Genomic DNA, 15,512 nt, shown 5'->3' on the forward strand with positions numbered 1-15,512 from the left:
CTCGGGTGCGGACGCGGAGGACATGGCGGCCACGACGGCAGCGACGATCGCGTTCTGCACGGGGGCGTAGACGGTCTGCACGGGGGCGGGGGCCGAGGCCGAAGAGCAGCGGCACCTACCGTGCCCCGAGCTCAGGACGCCTGTCGGCCCGCCCGCCACTCCGGTGCGAGCACCGACCAGATCTCCTCGTCGTGCCGCTTCCCCCGGTACAGGTAACTCGCTCGCAGCACGCCGTCCTTCGTCATCCCGAGCCGCCGGGCCACGGCGATGCTGGCCTCGTTCGTCGCCGAGACCCACCACTCCACGCGGTGGATACCCCGCTCCTCGACGGCCCAATCGATGATCACGCGCACGGCCCGGGTCACGAGCCCCTTGCCCACCGCAGACGGCTCCAGCCAGCAGCCCGCCTCGGCGGTGCCCTGCTCGACGTCCATGGTCCGGAAGAGGACCGCGCCGACCAGCTTGCCGTCCGTCCAGATGCCGTGGAGCCGCCCGGCGTCGGCGGCGGTCTTCTCCGCGTACGCCTGGAGGAACGCCCGGCTCGACTTCAGGTCCGTGACGACGTCGGGCAGCGCGTTGTGCTGCCCGATGAACTCCCGCCCTCGGTCGATGTGGGCCAGGAACTCCTCGGCCCGCCACGGCTCGAGCGGACGCAGCTCGGCGCCGTCGTCGCCCAGGGATATCGCGTACATCGTCACCTTCCACAGCCGGAAGCAGCGCACACTGCTCGCGTGGAGCCATGGCAGCACACCACATCAGCCCTATTTGCAGGGGCAGTTGAAGGTTTATCTACGCGCGGAGCTATGCCTACCGAACGATCATTCGGGCATATCAGGCGGGTTCCTGCACGGCTATTACCGGCCGGTACCTGCAGCTGCTAGAAACGTGCTCGCTCACTCAACCCCCCACCCACCCCCCACACTTCGGAGGGCTGACAGTGATGTCAGTACGGAGATTCTGGGCGTCCGCATCCACTCTGGTCCTCGCAGCCGTGGCCGCACTGGGCGTTGCCCAGCCGGCTTCGGCAACCTCCACGGCCGCCGCCGGCGGGTACGTCGCTCTCGGCGACTCCTACTCGTCCGGCGTCGGCTCGGGAAGCTACCTCTCCGACAGCGGCGACTGCCACCGGAGCACCAAGGCCTACCCCTACCTCTGGGCCACCCAGAACTCGCCGTCCTCGTTCGCCTTCGTGGCCTGTTCGGGGGCCACGACGGGTTCGGTGGCGAGCAGTCAGCTGGGCGCGCTGAGTTCGTCCACCACCCTGGTCAGTGTCACGGCGGGCGGCAATGACGTCGGTTTCGCCGATGTCATGGAGGACTGCGTTCTGTACAGCGAGGCCACCTGCCTGAGCAGCGTGAACACGGCTGTCTCGCAGATGGAGAACTCACTGCCGTCCGGACTGGGTTCGCTCTACAGCTCCATCCGGTCACGCGCCCCACAGGCCCATGTGGTGGTGCTGGGATATCCGCGCTTCTACCGGCTGAGCGGGGACTGCATCGCCGGTCTCTCCGAGACCGAGCGCTCCGCCATCAACAACGCGTCCGACGTGCTGAACGGCGTCGTCGCCCAGCAGGCGTCCCATGCCGGGTTCACCTTCTCCAGCGTGGTCGACGAGTTCACGGGGCACGAGTTGTGCTCAGGCAGTCCGTGGCTCAACAGCGTGACCCTCCCTGTCTACGAGTCGTACCATCCCAAGTCCGCAGGACAGTCGGGCGGCTATCTGCCCGCCTTCCGCTCGGCCGCGTAATTCGCTCGTACGGTGCGCAGCACCGTGTGAGGTGGCGGTCCACCGGGAAGTCTCCGGTGGACCGCCACCTCGCTGTCCCCTCCCGTTCCGTTCCGTCGTTACGCGGTCAGGTGCGGCCCGCAGCGCCCGGCCGGGGCAGTGCGAGGGAGGTCGCCGCAGCCAGTGCGGCGATGGCGGCCGCTGCCCACCAGCCGTGCCGGAACGCGTCGAGCGCCTCGGCCGGGCCGTCCGGGGTGGCGAGCAGCGTGACCATCAGGGCGACGCCGAGGACCGAACCCGTCTGGCGGGCCATCGTGGTGACGGCCGATCCGGTCGCGAACCGGGTGGGCGGCAGGGCCGCCGCGGCCGCACCGACCAGGGTGGGCAGGGCGAAGCCGACACCGATACCGGTGATCAGCATGCCGGGCAGGAGCCCGGCCGCGTAGTGCGGGGCCGTATCGAGCGCTACGGCCCACCAGCCGAGGCCCACGGCGAACAGCAGGCAGCCGAGGGCGGCCGTGCGGCCCGCGCCGAGGCGGCGGACCACGGGGCCCGACGTGACGGCGAGCACCGGTACGACCAGGGGCCCGGGGGCGATGGCCAGTCCGGTACGGATCGCCGAGTAGCCCCATACCTGCTGGCACCAGAGCACCGAGGTCAGCAGCAGCGCCGCGAACGCGACGGAGAAGAGCAACGCAGCGAGGGTCGCGGCCGCGAAGGCCGGGGTGCGAAGCATCGGCAGTTCGACGATCGGGGCGCTGTACCGGGCCGAGCGCAGCCAGAACGCCCCGGCGAGGGCGACCGCGGCGACCAGCGAGCCGATCACCTCCGGCGAACCCCAGCCCCACGCATCGGCCTTGACCAGGCCGAGCGCCAGTACGCCGATGGCGAGCGTGAGCAGCGCGGCGCCGACCAGGTCCGGCAGCCGACCGTCGCGGTCCGGGCGGGCATCGGGCAGCAGCCGGGCCCCGGCCACCAGGCCGACCGCACCCACCGGCACATTGACGAGGAACACCCAGCGCCAGTCGGCCTCCACGAGCAGCCCGCCGATCACGGGACCCAGACCGGCGGCGATGCCTCCGATCGCCGCCCAGCTGCGGATGGCCTGCGGCCGGCGCTCCGGCGCGGTGTTGACCAGCAGCAGCGCCAGCGAGGTGGGCATCAGGGCGGCGGCCCCGGCCGCCTGCAGGGCGCGGGCGGCGACCAGCCAGCCGACCCCGGGGGCGACGGCGCACAGCGCGGAGGCCACGGTGAAGGCCGCCAGTCCGAGGAGGAAGCCGCGCCGGTGCCCGTACCGGTCCGCGAGCCGGCCGGCGACGACGAGCAGCGCGGCGAAGACGATCGCGTACGCGTTGAGCACCCAGGACAGCGAGGCGAGCGAGCTGCCGTCGAACGAGTCGCCGAGGGCGGGTACGGCCACGTTGACGATGAACAGGTCGAGATTCACGACGAAGACCCCGGCCGAGACGATCCAGGCCGAGGCACGGGATCCGGTGGCCGGACTCTTCGTGGACCCGTTCGCCGAGCCCTTTCCTGGTCTGTCCGCCGCAGGCGGCGCGGGCTCCGCGGGCGGCCTCGGATCGGCCTCGCCCGCGAGTGAGTTTGATTCTACAACTGACATGACGGCAAGGTAGCGCCAGTCAGTTTGATATGGCAACCTTGTAGAGGTGAGTGCAATGAAGCGTTCCGACAGCCGTATCGGCATCGGCGCACTGCCCGGGCGCCCGTGTTCCGCCGCCGCCACGCTCCAGGTGGTGGGCGAGAAGTGGGCGCTGCTCGCGGTGCGCGAGATTTTCTTCGGTAACCACCGGTTCGAGGCGATCGCCCGGAACACCGGTGCGCCCCGGGACCGGCTCGCGGCCCGACTGCGGTCACTGGAGCAGGCCGGCGTGGTCGAGCGGCGCCCGTACAACGAACGGCCGCCGCGCTACGAGTACCACCTGACCGAGGCGGGCCGGGACCTGGCTCCGGTGATCCGGGCCCTGCTGGACTGGGGCGACCGCTGGGTGCACGAGGAGCCGCCGGTCGTCATGGTCCATGAACCGGTGGCCACCACCGACGCGGAGGTCCCTGGGGAGGGCGACGGCGGCGCGGGCGACGGCGCACACGGGCACGACCTGGACGCCGCGTGGATCTGCCGCACCTGCGGCGAGGAAGTTGCGATGAGCACCCTCACCGTCGACGTCCGCTCCCCCGGCTGGGACCGGGCCGGCCCCACCCCCGCACCGGCGAGGCCCTGACAGCTCGTCAGTCCGACGGCGCGTGCGACGCCGAGCCGCACCCGGCCGGGGAGGTTATCCACAGGCTGCGGGCGATGCGGGCCACTTGTCCGCCCCCCGGCGCAGAATGGGGGGCATGACTGAGATCACTGGCGCGACGACCGATTCCGTTCCGGCGCGGACGACCGATTCCGTTCCGGAGTGGGAACAGCGTTTCCGGGCGCCCCGGGTGTCGTTGCCCGACTGGGCGGAGGACGCGGCGGACCGTGCGCTGTTCGTCTCCAATGCGACGGGGACGTACGAGCTGTATGCGTGGGACCGGTCGACCGGGAAGCAGCGGCAGGTCACCGACCGGCCGAACGGGACGACGGACGGGATACTGACGCCGGACGGCGAGACGATCTGGTGGTTCAACGACACCGACGGCGACGAGTTCGGGGTGTGGATGCGCCAGCCGTTCCACGGCGGCGACGGGAGCGGAGGGACGGTGGACGAGCCCGCGGCCCCCGGACTCGAACCCTCGTACCCGGCGGGGCTCGCGATCGGGCGGGACGGGACGGCGGTGGTCGGCCGGTCGACCGATGAGGACGGGACGACGATCCATGTCGTACGGCCCGGGGCTCCGCCCGTCGAGATCTACCGGCACCGCGAGTCGGCGGGCGTCGGGGACCTGTCGTACGACGGGACGCTGATCGCCCTGGAGCACACCGAGCACGGCGACGCGATGCATTCGGCGCTGCGCGTGGTGCGGCCGGACGGGACGACGGTCGCCGAACTCGACGACACCAAGGGCGGTACGCAGGAGCTGGGCCTGTCGGTGCTGGGCTTCGCGCCGGTGGCCGGGGACACCCGGCTGCTGGTCGGGCATCAGCGACGGGGCCGCTGGGAACCGATGATCTGGGACCCGGTGGCGGGGACGGAGACGGATCTCGCGATCGATCTGCCCGGTGATGTGGGCGCCGAGTGGTATCCGGACGGCTCCGCGCTGCTGATCGTGCACGGCTTCGAGGCCCGCAGCGACCTGTGGCGGTACGAGCCGGGGGCGGACAGCGCTCCGGTACGGGTGGAGACGCCGACCGGATCGGTCTCGGAAGCCACGGCCCGGCCGGACGGCACCGTGGAGTACCTGTGGTCGTCTGCCGCCCAGCCGCCCGCCGTGCGGTCCACGACCGGTGCGGTGGTGCTCGATCCGCCGGGTGCGAAGGCTCCGGCGTCGGTACCGGTGGAGGACGTGTGGGTGGACGGGCCCGGCGGCCGGATCCATGCGCTCGTGCAGCGGCCCGCCGCCCCGGCCGAGGGGCCGTTCCCGACCGTCTTCGAGATTCACGGCGGCCCGACCTGGCACGACAGCGACGCCTTCGCGTCCGGGCCCGCCGCGTGGGTGGACCACGGCTACGCGGTCGTCCGCGTCAACTACCGCGGCTCGACGGGGTACGGGCGGGCCTGGACGGACGCGCTCAAGCACCGGGTCGGCCTGATCGAGCTCGAGGACATCGCGGCGGTCCGGGAGTGGGCGGTCAAGTCCGGGCTGGCGGACCCCGCGAAGCTGGTCCTGGCCGGGGGCTCGTGGGGCGGCTATCTGACGCTGCTCGGCCTCGGCACACAGCCGGACGACTGGGCGCTGGGCCTGGCCGCGGTCCCCGTCGCGGACTACGTCACGGCGTACCACGACGAGATGGAGGCCCTGAAGGCGATGGACCGCACGCTGCTGGGCGGTACGCCGGAGGAGGTGCCGGAGCGGTTCGAGGCCTCGTCCCCGCTCACGTACGTCGACGCCGTACGGACGCCGGTCTACATCTCGGCGGGCGTCAATGACCCGCGCTGCCCGATCCGCCAGGTCGAGAACTATGTGGACCGGCTGAAGGCCCGGCACGCGGTCCACGAGGTGTACCGGTACGACGCGGGGCACGGCTCGCTCGTCGTCGAGGAGCGGATCAAGCAGGTCCGGCTGGAGCTGGACTTCGCCCGGCGCCACCTCGGGTAGCGGGTGCCCGGGCCGCCTGGGTTGTGGCGCGGGCGGCCCCCCGCTCCGGGGTTCCGGAGCGGGGACCGTACCGTGGAGGGGTGTACCGGTTCCTGCTGACCCCGCGATGGTGGGGGATCAACCTCTTCGCCGTACTGGCCATCTCGCTCTGCGTCTTCATGGGCACCTGGCAGCTCGGCCGCTTCGAGGACCGCGTGCAGACGCACGAGCAGGCCGCGAAGCAGCCGTCGCCGGGGGCGAGAGCGGCAAAGCCTCTCGATGATCTGCTGCCGGTCGACACGGTGACGTCCGGCCGCCCGGCCACCGCCACCGGCCGGTACGCCGACCAGTTCCTGGTGCCCGGCCGGGAGTTGGACGACAAGAGCGGCTTCTATGTCCTGAACATGCTGCGCACCGATGGCGGCAAGGCCCTGCCAGTGGTCCGCGGCTGGCTGCCCGGCAAGCCCGGGCACACCCCGGTGCCCGCCGCGCCGACCGGCGAGGTCACGGTGACCGGCGACCTCCAGGCGTCCGAGAACACGGGCACCGACGGCGTCGACGCGGCGGGAGGCCTCCCCGACGGGCAGCTCGGCATCATCAGCGCCGCGTCCCTCGTCAACCTCGTGCCGTACGACGTGTACGACGCGTGGGTGACGCTCCAGGGCACCGACAGCAGCGGCGACGCCAAGGACAGCGCGCTGCGCCCCGTACCGGCCGTGGCCCCGCAGGGCAGCGGGCTCGACCTGAAGGCGTTCCAGAACCTCGGCTACACCGGCGAGTGGTTCGTCTTCGCCGCCTTCGTGCTCTTCATGTGGTTCCGGCTGGTCCGCCGTGAGGCGGAGGCCGCGCGGGACGTGAAACTGGGCCTCGTGTCCGATACGGATACGGGCGCGGGCACAGCCTGAGGCGTCCCGGCATACGCACGCACGTGAGGGGGCCCGCCGGTCGAAACCGGCGGGCCCCCTCACGTATGCGTCATCGCGCTAGGCCGTCGGCGCGAGCACGCCCGTCCGGTAGATCGTGCCCGCGCAGGCGTTGGAGATCTTCGTCTCCGCGACCGGCGCCCCGGGCTCCGGTGTGTGCGTCACGGCGACGCTGCCGTCGAGCGTCGTGCCACCGTCCTCGCTGCCGAGCTGTACAGCCGTCTGCGACGTGCCGTCACCGGTGCCGTCCGAGGTACCCGCCGCACCGTCGGTCGGGGTCGGGGTCGGCGACCCGCCGGAGGTCGGACAGGTGTCATTCGGGACCCAGGCGAACTGCACCTCGTACGCCATGGCCGGCTTCAGCAGCACTGCGCCCGCCTCCTGCGACGGGTCGGGCAGTCCGGTCGCCGCGTCGCCCGCGGTGTGCTGCACGACATCGATCTTGGCCGGGTCGGCCGCGCCCATCGCCTGGAAGCCCACGGTGCCGCTGGTGGTCACCGAACAGTCCGTGCCGGAGATGTTGGAGATGCGGAAGCTGCCGTACACCGTGCCGTCGGTACCGGCCGCACCTGTCTGGGCCGAGGCGACACCGAGCTGTCCCGGGTCGCAGACCGGCATCGAGGCCGCCGCACTGTTGGCAGGGCCCGCACCGCCGCCGGCCACGTCGCCGTCGCTGCGCCGGCCAGCGGTGTCCGAGGGGCTGCTGGTGCTGTTCGGGTGGCCGTTGCCACCGGTGCTCTTCCCGTTGGCAGTACCGCCACCGGCCTTCTCACCGGCTTCCGAGCTGGTGTCGGAGCCGGTGCCGCCCTGCGCCTGCTCGCCGTGCGCGGCGATGGCCGGGTTGGCGGTGTTCGAGCCCTCGGAGCCGGCGACGTGTACGAACGCGGGGACCGCCGTGCCGATGAGCAGCGCCGCCGCCGCCATTCCGACGAAGGCCTGCCGCTTCCTGGCGCGCCGGGCCGGGACGGCGCGCTTCAGATGGTCGAGGGTGCCGTCGCCGGGTTCGAGGCCCTCCACAGCGCCGCGCAGCATACGGCGCAGGGCGACCTCGTCCATGTCCGAACCGGAGCCGTCGGAACCACCGAAGCCCCCGAAGCCACCGGAGCCGCCATCGGGACCCGAGCCCGAACCTGCACCACCTGCACCCGCACCCGATACCGCGCCGAAGAGGGCCGTCAGACCGGCGAGCCGGTCCGTTTCGGCGGAGTCGTCTCCCTCGCCCTGCCCTTCCGGTGCTCCCTCGACGGACACGGCGTCCGTATCCGAGTTCCCATCCGAGTTCACGTTCGGCGTGCTCTCCGGCCCGTGATTCACAATTCCGTTTCCAGTCCGGTCGATCTCACGCTCGTGCGTGCGTTCCTGCGGAGGGTCCTGCTTGCGCTCGCGCCAACTCATGTCTGGGCCTCCATCACGACGCGCAGCGCCGCGATACCGCGGGAGCCGTACGCCTTGACCGAACCCAGAGATATCCCCAGCGTCTCGGCCACCTGGGCCTCGGTCATGTCCGCGAAATAGCGCAGCACCAGCACCTCCCGCTGGCGCCGTTGCAGCCCCCGCATCGCTTTGATCAGCGCGTCCCGCTCCAGCTGGTCGTACGCACCCTCCTCGGCACTCGCCATGTCGGGCATCGGCTTGGAGAGCAGCTTCAGCCCGAGGATGCGGCGGCGCAGCGCGGAGCGCGACAGGTTGACGACCGTCTGGCGCAGGTACGCGAGTGTCTTCTCCGGCTCACGTACCCGGCTCCGCGCCGAGTGCACGCGGATGAACGCCTCCTGCACCACGTCCTCACACGACGCGGTGTCGTCCAGCAGCAGGGCCGCGAGGCCGAGCAGCGAACGGTAGTGGGCGCGGTAGGTCTCGGTGAGATGGTCGACCGTGGTCCCGGCTGCCACGCTCTCCTCAGCGCCCCCGCGCTGTGACGGCAGCTGGGCGGGTCGCGCAGCGGGCATGGGCGCAATCACCGGCATACCGCCGGGTGCGCGGGGCCGCCGGAGCGGACGCACGGAAGCGCCTCGCAACGGGCGCACCACTGTGATGTCGAGAACCTCTGCCACGCCTGTTGGACACGCGTCCCCCCGTCAGGGTTGTACGCGTGCGGCACCGCGTTTGGCGCTGTGCGACATACCCTCATACGTACCTGCTCTTCCACAAATGCCCCGTTTTCGCGCCCCACCCGCACGAAGTGACGGCATAGACGCGTAGTGCCCGGCTACTGGTTCCAGCGGGCCGAAAGGTCATCGTCGGACACCGCAACGCCCCAGCTCAAGAGGTTCAGACCAGCAAGTTGCTCACGGGGCATTCACAGAGCGTACAAAACAGGTTCGATCAGGTTCGATCAGCTTGGATCACGCGCGGGGAAACTCGGCGGCCACTGATTCAGCGATCTGCGCCACGTTCAGCGCCGTCCCCTTGCGGAGGTTGTCGCCGCATACGAACAGTTCCAGGGCGCGTGGATCGTCCAGCGACCGTCGCACCCGCCCGACCCAGGTCGGATCGGTGCCCACGACATCGGACGGCGTCGGGAAGTCGCCGGAGGCCGGGCTGTCGAACAGGACCACACCGGGTGCGGTCGCCAGGATCTCGTGCGCCCGGTCGACCCCGACCTCGTTCTCGAAGCGGGCGTGCACGGACATCGAGTGCGTCGCGATGACGGGCACGTACACACAGGTCGCCGACACCGGCAGGTTAGGCAGCTCCAGGATCTTGCGGCACTCGTCGCGGATCGCCAGCTCCTCGGACGACCAGCCGTCCCCTGCCTCCGTTCCGGCCCAGGGCACGACGTTGAGGGCCACCGGCGCGGCGAAGGGCGAATCGTCGGTGTCCCCGAGGGCCCGGCGTACGTCTCCGGGCTTGGTGCCCAGTTCCGTACCGGCGACCATCGACAGCTGCTCGCGCAGCACCGCGACACCCTCGCGGCCCGCTCCGCTCACTGCCTGGTACGAGGAGACGACGAGCTCCCGCAACCCGAACTCGGCGTGCAGCGCACCGACGACGACGATCAGCGACGCCGTGGTGCAGTTGGGGCTGGCGACAATGCCCCGGGGCCTCATCCGTACGGCGTGAGGGTTGATCTCGGGCACGACCAGCGGCACGTCCGCGTCCAGCCGGAACGCCGCCGAGTCGTCGACGACGACCGCGCCCTTGGACGCGGCGATCGGTGCCCACCGTGCGGACACGTCGTCGGGCACCAGGAAGAGGGCGACGTCCACGTCGTCGAACGCGTCCTCGGTGAGTTCGAGGACTTCGGTCTCCTCACCGCGAACGACCAGCTTGCGGCCGGCCGAACGCGGCGAGGCGATCAGCGACACTTCGCCCCAGACGTCCGCGTGCTGCGAGAGGATCTGGAGCATGACACCGCCGATCGCCCCGGTCGCTCCGACGACCGCGAGCGAAGGGCGGCGGGGTGTCATCGGCCGGTGCCCCCGTAGACGACGGCCTCGTCGGAGTCGCTGTCGAGGCCGAAAGCGGTGTGCACGGCGCGCACGGCCTCGATGACGTCGTCGGCGCGGGTGACCACCGAGATGCGGATCTCCGACGTCGAGATCAGCTCGATGTTCACACCGGCGTCGGACAGCGCCTCGAAGAAGGCCGCGGTGACCCCGGGATTCGTCTTCATACCCGCGCCGACCAGGGAGATCTTCGCGATCTGGTCGTCGTAGCGGAGCGACTCGAAGCCGATCGTGCCGCGGTTGCGCTCCAGGGCGTCGATGGCCTTGCGGCCCTCGGCCTTCGGCAGCGTGAACGAGATGTCGGTCAGACCGGTCGACGCGGCGGAGACGTTCTGCACCACCATGTCGATGTTGACTTCCGCGTTCGCGATGGTGCGGAAGATCGCGGCGGCCTCGCCCGGCTTGTCGGGTACGCCGACGACCGTGATCTTGGCCTCGGAGACGTCATGGGCGACTCCGGAGATGATCGCGTGCTCCACCTTCTGGTCCCCTTGCGGCTCGTTGCTGACCCAGGTGCCGCGCAGTCCGGAGAAGGACGAGCGGACGTGGATCGGAATGTTGTAGCGGCGTGCGTACTCCACGCACCGGTGCAGCAGCACCTTGGAGCCGGACGCGGCCAGCTCCAGCATGTCCTCGAAGGAGATCCAGTCGATCTTCCGGGCCTTCTTCACGACCCGCGGGTCGGCGGTGAAGACACCGTCCACATCGGTGTAGATCTCACAGACCTCGGCGTCCAGCGCGGCCGCGAGTGCGACCGCGGTGGTGTCGGACCCGCCGCGGCCGAGGGTGGTGATGTTCTTGCCTTCCTGGCTCACCCCCTGGAACCCGGCGACGATGGCGATGTTGCCCTCGTCGATCGAGGTCCGGATGCGGCCCGGCGTGACATCGATGATGCGCGCTTTGTTGTGGACCGAGTCGGTGATGACGCCGGCCTGGCTGCCCGTGAACGACTGGGCCTCGTGGCCCAGGTTTTTGATCGCCATCGCCAGCAGGGCCATGGAGATCCGCTCTCCGGCGGTCAGCAGCATGTCGAACTCACGCCCGGCAGGCATCGGTGACACCTGCTCGGCAAGATCGATCAGCTCGTCCGTCGTGTCGCCCATCGCCGACACCACGACAACCACCTGGTTGCCGTTCTTCTTGGCATCGACGACTCGCTTGGCGACGCGCTTGATGCCTTCGGCATCGGCTACGGAGGAACCTCCGTACTTCTGCACGACAAGGCCCACGTGCGCTCCTCGCTCAATCCATTACTTCGGTCGCCTCAGTTTAACGAGCAGTCCGGAAACGCCCCGCAGATATCACATCGTGAGATGTCCCGCTCACCACGTGATCATCGACGTGTCGCTCCGAACTGCTCGTACAAGGCTGCTGCCCGGCGCAACGGAATCCACTCCCGTATGTGCCCCAGCCCACACGCCGGGCCGGCCGCTCCGTGCAGCCGGGACGGCTACTTCACCGGGCGCAGGCCCAGCGGTCCCGCGATCTCCTCCGCCATGACCCGGCCCGCCTCCTCGGCCAGGTCGTCCTCGCCCGCGTCCTGGTCCGTGTCCAGACCGTCCAGCTCCTGGAGGGGCTGATTCAGCCGGATGTGGGCGACCAGGGACTGGATGGCGCGCAGGGTCGCGGAGGCGGTGGAGCCCCAGTTGGAGAAGTACGAGAACTGCCACCACCACAGCGCCTCGGTGGTGCGGCCCGCCTCGTAGTGGGCCAGGCCGTGGCGCAGGTCCGTGACCAGGTCGGCCAGGCCGTCGGAGATGCGGCACGGAACCGGGGCCTTGCGGGGCTCGTACGGGTCGAAGACCTCGGAGTAGACGTCGATCGGTTCGAGGAGGGTCGCGTAGCGCTCGCGCAGGCCGTCCGCGTCCGGTTCGGCACCCAGGTCCGGCTCGTAACGCTCGTCCGGGACGACGTCCTCGTACGCGCCGAGCCGGCCCCCTGCCAGCAGCAGCTGCGAGACCTGGAGGAGCAGGATCGGGACGGCCTGTTCCGGCTCGTCGACCTTGGACACCTCGGTCACGGCGACGATGAACGCCTTGATCTGGTCCGCGATCTGGACGGCGAAGTCGTCCGGGTCCTGCGTGACGGAGTTCAGCGTGGCGTCAGACATCGAGGGGACCTCCCGTGGGCACGGTCGCGAACGGTGAGTAGAACATAGCGGCGCTGAACGTAAAACCGACGTGAGACGTGGTGATACGGGTACTACACATCGAGCAGCCGCCTCCCCTCGAACGCGCGGCCCAGAGTGACCTCGTCCGCGTACTCGAGGTCACCGCCCACCGGCAGCCCGCTGGCCAGCCGCGTCACCCGCAGACCCATCGGCTTGATCATCCGCGCCAGGTATGTCGCGGTGGCCTCGCCCTCCAGGTTGGGGTCGGTGGCCAGGATCAGTTCCGTGACGGAACCGTCGGCGAGCCTCGCCAGCAGCTCACGGATACGCAGATCGTCCGGGCCGACGCCCTCGATCGGGCTGATCGCCCCGCCGAGCACGTGATAACGGCCCCGGAACTCACGGGTCCGCTCGATCGCCACGACATCCTTCGGCTCCTCGACCACACAGATCACCGTCTGGTCGCGGCGCGCGTCGCGGCAGATCCCGCACTGCTCCTCCTGCGCGATATTGCCGCACACCGAGCAGAACCGGACCTTGTCCTTGACCTCCAGGAGGGCATGGGCGAGACGGCGCACATCGGTGGGCTCGGCCTGCAGGATGTGGAAAGCGATCCGCTGCGCGCTCTTGGGACCGACGCCGGGTAGTCTGCCCAGTTCGTCGATGAGGTCCTGAACCACGCCTTCGTACAACGGGACGCCTTCCTGAGCTGAGACCCGCGGCTGTTGCCGTCGTGGTACGTACGGTAGTTGGTCTGCTGACGGATCAGAAGGGCAGACCGGGCATGCCGCCCAGCCCCTGGGCCAGCGGGCCCAGCTTCTGCTGCTGAAGCTGCTGCGCGTTCTCGTTCGCTGCCTGGACGGCGGCGACGACGAGGTCGGCGAGCGTCTCGGTGTCCTCGGGGTCGACGGCCTTGGGATCGATGACCAGGCTGCGGAGCTCGCCGGAACCGGTCACGGTCGCCTTCACCAGACCGCCACCCGCCTGCCCCTCGACCTCGGTCCTCGACAGCTCCTCCTGGGCCTTCGCGAGGTCCTGCTGCATCTTCTGGGCCTGCTGCAGCAACTGCTGCATATTGGGCTGGCCACCACCGGGAATCACGGTCACTCCTGGCATTTCGACGACAAATTGTTTCGGTATGCCGAGCCTACGTGCTCCCCGGGCACCGCGCCCCACCCACTGGTGAGCAACTCTTTCGGGTGAGATCCCGTCAACGGCAGCGAGACTCCTATACCTGATCACAGGCCCTGCACACCCGGGAATACCGCGATTTCGACCCCACGGCCCACCATTCGGCGGTAGGAAGGGCATGCGTATCAGTACGCACACGTGCACCGTCCGTCACGCAGGGTTACGCAAGCGGGACCGGTCGGCCACGTCGAAAGTCCGCCCGCCGTCGAGTGCACGCGTCGAAACACGCGTTGGTACGTCGATACGCAGAGTGCAGAGGAGTGCCCCGGTGAGTCAGCCGGAGATGCAGCCCGAGGGGGCGCCCCGCAACGAGCCCGGTGCGCCCGGCTCGGCCGTTCCGCCGGGTTCGGGCCCGGGCTCCGGCCCGGAGTCGGGCCCAGGCCCGGACCCGGGCCCGGGCCTGGGCTCCGGTGCGCGGGGCCGGGATCTGACCGGGCAGCCGTTCCCGCTCGGAGACTGGGGCGAACCCGCGGAACGCCTCGACGAGCTGTACCGCTATGTCGAGGCCGACGCGCTGCGCACCGCCCGCTGGTACCTGGCCGACCGGGTGTGGAAGCGGCGCGGCGCGAGGGTGCTGCGGATCGGCACGGCGGCCGGGGTGGTCGCAGGCGCCGCGCTGCCGCTCCTCGATCTGACGGGGGCGCTGGACGGCGCGGCCGGCTGGGGCTATCTGTTGCTGTTGCTGGGCGCCGCGTGCATGGCCTGCGACCGGTTCTTCGGCCTGACCTCAGGCTGGATAAGGAACCTCGCCACGGCCCAGGCCGTGCAGCGCCGGCTCCAGGTGCTGCAGTTCGACTGGGCGTCGGAGTGCGTACGGGAGGTGCTCGGGCCGACCGAGGGGACGGCGAGCGAGGCGGCGGAGCGGTGCCTGGGGGTGCTGCGACGGTTCTCCGAGGACATCACGGAGCTCGTGCGGTCCGAGACCGCGGACTGGATGGTCGAGTTCCGGGCCGGGCCGGCGCCGATGGGGATGCAGGCACTGGTGTCCGGCAGCGGGATCGGGGGGCGTACGGAGCAGTGGGTTCCGCCGGGGCGGTTCCCGCTCCAGTCGATGACCCGGCCGAACATGCCGCGCCAGCGGCCCCCGGAGCCACCGCGCTGATCGGTGATCGGCGATCGGTGGCTCCTGAAGGGCCCGTGACTCCGGGGCGGGGGCCCGGCCGTCGCGTCAGCTGAAGATGATCATTGAGCCCTGGGCGAGACTGCGGGTCACCGCCGCGTGCAGGCCCAGCCAGACGTGCCGCTCGCGGGCGAACGGACTGTCGTCGTACGGAATCGGGCTCGCCGGCTCCTCCAGCGAGGTCGGCGCGGTGGGCGGTGCGGGGGCGGCCGGCGGGTTCGCCGGGTCGATGCCGATGGAGGGGGCGACGAACTCCAGCTCCCGCAGCAGCCCGTGCGCCGAGCCCAACGGGCCGCCGCCCGCCAGCAGCTCGTCGTTGGAGAGCGGGGAGGGGAAGTCCACGGGGACGTATGCCCCCGCGTGGTCGTAGTGCCAGACCAGATGGGACTGCTGCGCCGTCGGCTCGAACATCTCCAGCAGCTGCTCGTAGTCCCCGCCCAGTTCATCGACGGGTGTGACGGCGAGGCCGCTCAGCTGCAGCAGATAGGCGCGGCGCAGGAAGTGCAGCGCGTCGTAGTCGAAGCCCGCCACCGGGGCCACGTCGCCGGTCAGGCCCGGCATGTAGGCGTAGACGGGTACGGCCGGCAGTCCGGCATCGCCCAGCGCCTTGTCGTAGATGGCTATCTCTTCGGCGAACGGATTGTCGGGGCTGTGGCACAGCACATCGACGAGGGGGACCAGCCACAGGTCACAGGCCACGAAGACTCGCTCTCCAACGGGTGCTCGCAAGGGTGCGTGCGATGGTCGGGACAGCGTAATGCGATCGGCACGTTGCGCACAGTGGTCCCTCATGACCGGCTCGCGAACACCT

General features: G+C 70.4%; 15 protein-coding genes. 5 read left to right on the top strand and 10 right to left on the bottom strand.

What is annotated here, in order from left to right:
* Positions 1-131: 131 nt before the first annotated feature.
* A complete protein-coding gene (locus tag ABZV38_RS00260; protein ID WP_356322910.1) occupies positions 132-692 on the bottom strand; it encodes a GNAT family protein in 561 nt (186 codons plus the stop codon).
* A 248-nt stretch (positions 693-940) separates the two neighbouring features.
* Between ABZV38_RS00260 and ABZV38_RS00265 the strand changes: the two genes are divergently transcribed.
* Positions 941-1,747, top strand: coding sequence for an SGNH/GDSL hydrolase family protein (locus tag ABZV38_RS00265; RefSeq protein WP_356322913.1), 807 nt, complete (start codon positions 941-943; stop codon positions 1,745-1,747).
* A gap of 106 nt (positions 1,748-1,853) precedes the next feature.
* On the opposite strand, the gene ABZV38_RS00270 is transcribed toward ABZV38_RS00265, so the two are convergent.
* Entirely contained in the window at positions 1,854-3,347 is a 1,494-nt protein-coding gene (locus ABZV38_RS00270; protein ID WP_356322915.1) for an MFS transporter, read from the bottom strand.
* 55 nt (positions 3,348-3,402) lie between these two features.
* Between ABZV38_RS00270 and ABZV38_RS00275 the strand changes: the two genes are divergently transcribed.
* The 3 genes from ABZV38_RS00275 (at position 3,403) to ABZV38_RS00285 (ending at position 6,813) form a co-directional block, all read left to right on the top strand.
* Entirely contained in the window at positions 3,403-3,966 is a 564-nt protein-coding gene (locus tag ABZV38_RS00275) for a helix-turn-helix domain-containing protein (protein WP_356322917.1), read from the top strand.
* A gap of 115 nt (positions 3,967-4,081) precedes the next feature.
* Positions 4,082-5,929: a prolyl oligopeptidase family serine peptidase gene (locus ABZV38_RS00280; protein ID WP_356322919.1), complete on the top strand. Its 1,848-nt coding sequence runs from the start codon at positions 4,082-4,084 to the stop codon at positions 5,927-5,929.
* A gap of 80 nt (positions 5,930-6,009) precedes the next feature.
* Positions 6,010-6,813, top strand: a complete 804-nt coding sequence (locus tag ABZV38_RS00285; RefSeq protein WP_356322921.1) for an SURF1 family protein — start codon at positions 6,010-6,012, stop codon at positions 6,811-6,813.
* A gap of 78 nt (positions 6,814-6,891) precedes the next feature.
* Here ABZV38_RS00285 and ABZV38_RS00290 read toward each other — a convergent pair whose 3' ends face one another.
* The 7 genes from ABZV38_RS00290 to ABZV38_RS00320 all read right to left on the bottom strand — a co-directional run bounded on the left by ABZV38_RS00290 (position 6,892) and on the right by ABZV38_RS00320 (position 13,491).
* Entirely contained in the window at positions 6,892-8,226 is a 1,335-nt protein-coding gene (locus ABZV38_RS00290) for a hypothetical protein (RefSeq protein WP_356322923.1), read from the bottom strand.
* Positions 8,223-8,798 carry a SigE family RNA polymerase sigma factor gene (locus tag ABZV38_RS00295; RefSeq protein WP_356323449.1) on the bottom strand — a complete coding sequence of 192 codons (576 nt, stop codon included), beginning with the start codon at positions 8,796-8,798 and terminating at the stop codon, positions 8,223-8,225. The genes ABZV38_RS00290 and ABZV38_RS00295 overlap by 4 nt, the downstream gene beginning before the upstream one ends.
* 378 nt (positions 8,799-9,176) lie before the next feature.
* Positions 9,177-10,241: an aspartate-semialdehyde dehydrogenase gene (locus ABZV38_RS00300; protein WP_356322925.1), complete on the bottom strand. Its 1,065-nt coding sequence runs from the start codon at positions 10,239-10,241 to the stop codon at positions 9,177-9,179.
* Positions 10,238-11,509, bottom strand: a complete 1,272-nt coding sequence (locus ABZV38_RS00305) for an aspartate kinase (protein ID WP_356322927.1) — start codon at positions 11,507-11,509, stop codon at positions 10,238-10,240. Before ABZV38_RS00305 ends, ABZV38_RS00300 begins: the two co-directional genes overlap by 4 nt.
* Positions 11,510-11,730: 221 nt before the next feature.
* Entirely contained in the window at positions 11,731-12,390 is a 660-nt protein-coding gene (locus ABZV38_RS00310) for a DUF5063 domain-containing protein (protein WP_356322929.1), read from the bottom strand.
* Positions 12,391-12,482: 92 nt separating this feature from the next.
* Entirely contained in the window at positions 12,483-13,082 is a 600-nt protein-coding gene (recR, locus tag ABZV38_RS00315) for a recombination mediator RecR (protein ID WP_356322931.1), read from the bottom strand.
* Positions 13,083-13,155: 73 nt separating this feature from the next.
* The gene (locus ABZV38_RS00320; RefSeq protein WP_356323451.1) at positions 13,156-13,491 is read right to left on the bottom strand and encodes a YbaB/EbfC family nucleoid-associated protein; all 336 of its coding nucleotides are present in this window, start codon (positions 13,489-13,491) and stop codon (positions 13,156-13,158) included.
* A 358-nt stretch (positions 13,492-13,849) separates the two neighbouring features.
* On the opposite strand from ABZV38_RS00320, the gene ABZV38_RS00325 reads away from it, so the two are divergent.
* Positions 13,850-14,683: an SLATT domain-containing protein gene (locus tag ABZV38_RS00325; protein WP_356322933.1), complete on the top strand. Its 834-nt coding sequence runs from the start codon at positions 13,850-13,852 to the stop codon at positions 14,681-14,683.
* Positions 14,684-14,749: 66 nt separating this feature from the next.
* On the opposite strand, the gene ABZV38_RS00330 is transcribed toward ABZV38_RS00325, so the two are convergent.
* On the bottom strand, positions 14,750-15,400 hold the full coding sequence (locus tag ABZV38_RS00330; RefSeq protein WP_356322935.1) for a hypothetical protein: 651 nt from the start codon (positions 15,398-15,400) through the stop codon (positions 14,750-14,752).
* Between the last annotated feature and the right edge of the window lie 112 nt (positions 15,401-15,512).

Source organism: Streptomyces sp. NPDC005181 (assembly GCF_040608395.1).
Classification (GTDB): domain Bacteria; phylum Actinomycetota; class Actinomycetes; order Streptomycetales; family Streptomycetaceae; genus Streptomyces.

What these genes read in the sequence shown, in the direction of transcription:
- ABZV38_RS00260 (WP_356322910.1), bottom strand. Translation starts at nt 692, where the DNA reads ATGTACGCGATATCCCTGGGCGACGACGGCGCCGAGCTGCGTCCGCTC.
- ABZV38_RS00265 (WP_356322913.1), top strand. Translation starts at nt 941, where the DNA reads ATGTCAGTACGGAGATTCTGGGCGTCCGCATCCACTCTGGTCCTCGCA.
- ABZV38_RS00270 (WP_356322915.1), bottom strand. Translation starts at nt 3,347, where the DNA reads ATGTCAGTTGTAGAATCAAACTCACTCGCGGGCGAGGCCGATCCGAGG.
- ABZV38_RS00275 (WP_356322917.1), top strand. Translation starts at nt 3,403, where the DNA reads ATGAAGCGTTCCGACAGCCGTATCGGCATCGGCGCACTGCCCGGGCGC.
- ABZV38_RS00280 (WP_356322919.1), top strand. Translation starts at nt 4,082, where the DNA reads ATGACTGAGATCACTGGCGCGACGACCGATTCCGTTCCGGCGCGGACG.
- ABZV38_RS00290 (WP_356322923.1), bottom strand. Translation starts at nt 8,226, where the DNA reads ATGAGTTGGCGCGAGCGCAAGCAGGACCCTCCGCAGGAACGCACGCAC.
- ABZV38_RS00295 (WP_356323449.1), bottom strand. Translation starts at nt 8,798, where the DNA reads ATGCCGGTGATTGCGCCCATGCCCGCTGCGCGACCCGCCCAGCTGCCG.
- ABZV38_RS00300 (WP_356322925.1), bottom strand. Translation starts at nt 10,241, where the DNA reads ATGACACCCCGCCGCCCTTCGCTCGCGGTCGTCGGAGCGACCGGGGCG.
- ABZV38_RS00310 (WP_356322929.1), bottom strand. Translation starts at nt 12,390, where the DNA reads ATGTCTGACGCCACGCTGAACTCCGTCACGCAGGACCCGGACGACTTC.